Origin of the sequence: Staphylococcus caeli, from assembly GCF_900097965.1 — a bacterium.
In the GTDB taxonomy this organism is placed as follows: Bacteria; Bacillota; Bacilli; order Staphylococcales; family Staphylococcaceae; genus Staphylococcus; species Staphylococcus caeli.
The window spans coordinates 1-2,763 of the sequence record NZ_FMPG01000030.1; the positions used below are offsets into that span (position 1 = coordinate 1).

Below are 2,763 nucleotides of genomic sequence, written 5' to 3' on the forward strand. Positions count from 1 at the left end.
TTCTTAAAACGCAAATATGAGCAAAATAAGGGTACATCTTTCTGACATTTAACTTGTATTCAAAAGACATATTACCTAAGTTGCTAAAGTCATTTTAAATACAATCACTTGTACTTTTTAAACATAAGCCAGAAAAACAATATAGCTCTTTTATATATTTTTCTAATTTGATTGGAACTCCCTAAAATTTATATAACTTAAAAAGTTAAATTGTTTAGTTCATTTTTTGTTCATGACCAGTGGCGAATTTTTTAGACACTGCCCAGTTACATGCAAATTAAAATTTTCATAATTTTTTATAGTTCCTAACAGGGTTAAAATTTGTATAACGAAAGTATAATATTTATATAACATTAGTATAATAAAGCATTTTAACATTATACTTTTGATACTCGTTTATCGTCGTCATCACAATAACTTTTAAAATACTCGTGCATAATTCAACAGCTGACCTCCCAATAACTACATAGTGTTATCGGGAGGTCAGCTGTTAGCACTTATATTTTGTTATTATTCTTCCTCGATTTCGTCTATCACTTTGTGATTAATTTCTCTTTTTTCTTGTTCTGTTAAGTCATAAAGTTCACTAGCTAAATACTCTTTTTGTTTCCAAATATAAAAAATTTGATAGATATATTCGGTTGGATCAATTTCTTTTAAGTAATCTAAATCCCCATTTTTTAATTTCTTTTTAGCCTCTTTAAATAATCCTGAATAAACTAATACCTGTTTACCTTTAAGTGATTTATAGAATGCATCAAATACTTTTTGATTTATTAAATAATCACTATCTTTACCAGAATACTTAGCTATTTCGTATAACTCTTTATTGTTATTTTGTCTTATTTTTTGAACTTGAAATTGTGTGATTTCTGAAATACCTGTTACATCACGCCATAAATCTAACCATTCTTGTTGGCTAATATAATATCTTTTATCTGTGAAATATGATTTATTTACTGCAATTAATACATGAAAATGAGGATTATAGTCATCTCTTTTTTTATTATATGTAATCTCTAACTTACGGACATATCCCTTTATAACGCTACCTACTTTTTTTCTTTTTATAAGTTTTCTAAAAGAATTATTGTAACGTTTTATTTCATTTTCTAATTCATAACTCATTACATTAGGTGTAGTCAAAGTTAAAAAGATAAACTCCTTATTTTCTTGCTGCTTAATATATTGCATCATCAGAGATAACCCCAATGCATCTTTTCTAGCTTTTCTCCAAGCACAGACAGGACAAAATCGATTTTTACAAGAATTAGCTTTATATAATTTCTGTTTTTCTAAAGTTTTATCAGCTACAAAAGACAGAAATGTATTACAATCTTCAACTAAATCCATTTGATTCTCTCCAATATGACGTTTAATAAATTTCTGAAATACTTGATTTCTTTGTTTTTTCTCAGTATACTTTTCCATGTTATAACACATAAAAACAACTTAGTTTTCACAAACTATGACAATAAAAAAAGTTGCTTTTTCCCCTTTCTATGTATGTTTTTTACTAGTCATTTAAAACGATACATTAATAGGTACGAAAAAGCAACTTTTTTTGTGGTTAAAACCAGGCATATCAGTAACTTAAGGGCAACTAGCCTCACCGGCAATAGTTACCCTTATTATCAAGACAAGAAGAAACTCGTTTTCAACTCGTTTCTAAACCCCCTCAAAATTTTTGAAGTCACAAAAATCAGTACCTCGCAAATCAATAAAAAAATACAAGGCTATTTATTACTAAATCATACGGATATAATACAATCACTAATTAATAAAAGGAGTTAATTTCATGCCTTATTTATATTTAATACTAGCAATAGTCGGAGAAGTAATAGGTAGTGCATTCTTAAAATCATCAGAAGGATTTTCAAAATTATACCCAACACTAGCAACATTAATTTCATTTATCGTTTGTTTTTATTTTTTAAGTAAAACTATGCAACATTTACCTTTAAATATCACTTACGCAAGTTGGGCAGGTTTAGGCTTAGTCTTAACTACAATCGTTTCAGTCCTTATTTTCAAAGAACAAATAAACTTAATAAGTATTATCTCAATTGTTTTAATTATAGTTGGTGTTGTTTTACTAAACACATTCGGATCATCACACTAATTGCTTTATTCCAATTGCTTTATTGACGTTGAGCCTCGGAACCCTTAACAATCCCAAAACTTGTCGAATGGTCGGCTTAATAGCTCACGCTATGCCGACATTCGTCTACAAGTTTAGTTAAGGGTTCTTCTCAACATCAATAAATTTTCTCGGCATAAATGCGTGGTTAAATTATGTATGTAACTATCCCATGAATAAAAATATAATCATGCAATGATTACCTCTTACTTTCATTCACAACATATTCAATACCTTGGTTCTAGACATCTGAAATAATACAGATTTTTGAACATAATAAAATTCGTGACTATCTTAGTTAAACTTTAGTTTAAATTAAGATTTTTATTTTTAATTGTCCGAGGGCGCACTTACATACCAAAATAGTATCTTGCTAAAACCAAAATTTGCGTGTGATAATCCAATAGCCTTATTTTGCATTTTAAGGGGGTATTTAGAGCAAACTCTATATTTATATATTTTTATACCTATATATTTATATATGCTTCTTAAAACGCAAATATGAGCAAAATAAGGGTACATCTTTCTGACATTTAACTTGTATTCAAAAGACATATTACCTAAGTTGCTAAAGTCATTTTAAATACAATCACTTGTACTTTTTAAACATAAGCCAGAAAAAC

The 2,763-nt window shown here is 28.0% G+C and carries 2 protein-coding genes; one reads left to right on the top strand and one right to left on the bottom strand.

Annotated elements, in window-relative coordinates:
• Positions 1–510: 510 nt before the first annotated feature.
• On the bottom strand, positions 511–1,431 hold the full coding sequence (locus tag BJS11_RS13145) for a protein rep (RefSeq protein WP_069996732.1): 921 nt from the start codon (positions 1,429–1,431) through the stop codon (positions 511–513).
• A gap of 367 nt (positions 1,432–1,798) precedes the next feature.
• On the opposite strand from BJS11_RS13145, the gene qacH reads away from it, so the two are divergent.
• Positions 1,799–2,122, top strand: coding sequence for a quaternary ammonium compound efflux SMR transporter QacH (gene qacH / locus BJS11_RS13150; protein ID WP_069996731.1), 324 nt, complete (start codon positions 1,799–1,801; stop codon positions 2,120–2,122).
• The last annotated feature ends 641 nt before the right edge of the window (positions 2,123–2,763 follow it).